Origin of the sequence: Modestobacter caceresii (genome assembly GCF_000761485.1) — a bacterium.
Taxonomy (GTDB): domain Bacteria; phylum Actinomycetota; class Actinomycetes; order Mycobacteriales; family Geodermatophilaceae; genus Modestobacter; species Modestobacter caceresii.
This window is the reverse complement of sequence record NZ_JPMX01000033.1, coordinates 1-2898: the sequence shown is the minus strand read 5'-3', so window position 1 is coordinate 2898 and position 2898 is coordinate 1. Positions and strand designations below refer to the sequence as shown.

Annotated in this window: 3 protein-coding genes; 1 reads left to right on the top strand and 2 read right to left on the bottom strand. The window is 68.6% G+C overall.

Annotated features, from left to right (window positions below):
- Positions 1 to 430 (bottom strand): hypothetical protein (locus IN07_RS09225; RefSeq protein ID WP_036335377.1); only part of this gene is annotated, 430 nt, incomplete at its 3' end.
- A gap of 661 nt (positions 431 to 1091) precedes the next feature.
- Between IN07_RS09225 and IN07_RS09220 the strand changes: the two genes are divergently transcribed.
- Positions 1092 to 2399, top strand: a complete 1308-nt coding sequence (locus tag IN07_RS09220) for an ArnT family glycosyltransferase (protein WP_156119101.1) — start codon at positions 1092 to 1094, stop codon at positions 2397 to 2399.
- A 26-nt stretch (positions 2400 to 2425) separates the two neighbouring features.
- Here IN07_RS09220 and IN07_RS09215 read toward each other — a convergent pair.
- On the bottom strand, positions 2426 to 2898 hold a 473-nt coding region (locus IN07_RS09215; RefSeq protein ID WP_036335375.1), incomplete at its 5' end, for a hypothetical protein.

The window sequence follows — 2898 nt, the reverse complement described above, 5'->3', positions numbered from 1 at the left end:
GGTTCCCGGTGCTCATGCCGCGCAGGCCGTCGACCCGCACGTTCTGGATCTGCAGGATCGCCCTCGGGGCGTTGGCGGCGATGCCGTCGGTCTGGGCGCCGGTCACGGCGCCGTTGATGTGGACGCCCTCGATGTGCACCGTGCCGGTGCAGTTGCGCACGTAGATGGCGCGCTGGTCGTGGCCGGCGACCTTGGCCGACGGCAGTGCCTTGATGCTGCCGCCGATGATGACGGCGTTGCGGCAGTCCGCGATGGTGATCGGGCCGACCGCGCGGTCGGTGGGCAGCTTGATCAGCACGTCACCGCCGCGGCCGCTCACCGTCGTCAGCGACGTCGTCGCCGTCACCTTGGTCACGGGATAGTTGGCGTAGCCGGCGGGCGGCCTCCAGCTGAGCGCGGGGCGGCTGGTCGACGCGGCGACCACGTCCATCTGTGTGGATGCGAGGGCCAGACCGGTTGCGGGCGCCTCCGGTTCGGCGGCATCGATGACAGTGGTCGCCACCGGCACGAGGCAGCCGAAGGCGATGGCGAGCGCGAGCCAACGGCTGCGGCCGCCTGCGATCGCGCGGCACCTGGCCGAGGCGGACTTTCGTGAGGAGACGAAACGGGAGGGAGGCACGCGGGGGAAGGTAGCAGTGCGATTACGTCACAGCGCAGTACTTGTGGAACCGCCTGGTCCGGTGATACAGGCGCCACTCCAAGTGACCCGGCACCCACCGAACGAACCGGCCTGCCGCATGCGGTGGGTCAACGGCCCCGACAACGTCACACGCAGTTCATCCGGCGAGCGGGAACCCCCGGCAACAGATCCACGAGCTCGCAGCGGTTCCACGCTGAGGGGCGCCCCAGACAAGGCTGATGCCCTGACGATCGACCCATTGCGCGCTCGAATATCCAACATTGCAATCAGTTCCACTTCCGGCGCTCAGCGTGATGGGCCAGCGCGCACGCAGAACATGCACTTTCTGAGCGGCGTGTGACGGTCTTATCGCCCACAGTTCGCATGGCCAACTACCGGACACATCGAGCCCCCGGAGTGCCAATGGCTCGGCTACGGTCCCCCGAACTACCGACCACGGGGGTCAAGAACAGTGACACATTCGTTCAAAGCGGTTCGGGCGAACCGAGACCGGCTCACCTGGGCGGCATTCTGGTGCGCCTCTGCAATGGTCATGGCCTTCGCACTGGCAACAGGTGACCTGTCCTACCGCGACGAACGGGGCTACGTCACCATTGCCGACTCGGTGCTGCGCGGTGATGGCTACCAACTGGACGGGGAGACCACCGCCTACCGGCCGCCGGCCTGGCCCCTGCTGCTCGCGGTGTTCCGGCTCCTCGGCACACCGATCGAGCTGCTCGTAGCCGTGTCGGCGGCACTGCTCGTCGTGTCTGCGCTGTTGGCCCGCCGGATAGCGACACACATCGCAGGGCCGTCGGCGGGCTGGATCGCGGCGTTCCTGCTCCTGCTCTACCCGCTGAACGTCTACACCGCGGCCACCCTGTACCCGCAGACGCTGGCGATGGCCGCATTGCTCGGCGCGGTCGCATTGAGCCTCGACGACCCCCGGGCGGCGCGGCCGTGGCGCGGAGCCGCCGTCGGACTGCTGGCCGTCGTCGTCCTGTACTCAGCTCCGACCCTGGCCTTCGCAGCCCTCATCGTCGTCCTCTGGGCGTTGTGGCGGTTCCGTCAGCAGACCCTTCGCTTCGTGGTCCCAGCGGTGCTGGCCGGGTTGCTACCGGTGGCGCTCTGGACGGCGCGCAACGCTGTCGCCTTCGACGCGTTCGTCCCGGTGAGCACCGCCACCGGCGTGAACCTGCTGCTGGGGAACTCCGCGGAGGCGACGCCGACCTCCGGGGTCACGGCCGACATCGACAGCTACCGAGAAGCCGCCGAGCGCGGGGCCATGACGGAGAGCGAGAAGAGCGCCTTCTACACCGATGCCGCATTCACGTGGGTGAGCGAGCACCCTGATGAGGCAGCGCAGCTGTACCTGGGCAAGGTGGTGAACTACTTCGCGCCGTACAACGAGCCCGCGTCCGCGACCGGCGGCGGCACATTGGAGCGGCTGGTGTCGTACCTGACGTTCGTGCCGCTGGTCGCGTTGGCGCTCGTACGGCTGGCGCTGTGGCGCAAGTTCCCGCCGAAGCCGCCGGAGCTGCTGCTGCTCACTGTCTTCATGTCCAGCGCCGCCTTCATGGCGCTGACCTTCACCAGGACGCGATTCCGGCAGCCACTGGATTCCATGCTCATCATCGAGGCCGCGGTGTGCTCCGCTCTTCTCGCCGGGATGGTGCTGCGTGAGAGGCGTGCGGACCACCAAAGCCGAGTGCCTCGTCCCCGGGAGTCCGGGGACGAGGCACTCGGCGCCGCCTCTCGGCGGCATCAGATCGGTCGCTGAGCGCGACTGGGGAGTCTGACCAGGGGTCAGCGGTAGCCGGGCGAGGTGTAGCTCCGGCCGACCGAGCCGGCCGGGACGAAGTCACCCGAGGACGGGCGACCCTCCCGCACGCTGCCGGTGATCGAGCTGTCCTTGGGCCAGGTCGCCACACCGTTGGAGACGTTCGCCGCGCACTGCTTGTGGGTCACCGACGGCCAGACGCTCTGACCGAAGGGCCGGCCGGGCCGCGGTGCGACGTAGACGCCGTCCAGGGCCAGCGGGTAGTCGTCGTTGCAGTCGGTCCAGATGTAGTAGCCACCCTTGTCCACCGGGGCGTCGTTGTGCCCGGAGATGTTGGTGTTCCGGATGACGCCGCTGCCGATCGGCCCGGTGTTCTCGAAGATGTGCAGGCCCTGGAAGTTCGACGACCCGGTCAGCCGGTCGATGCGGAACTCCCGCAGCCCACCCCAGGGCTGGAAGACGTCGGCGTGGTTCCCGGTGCTCATGCCGCGCAGGCCGT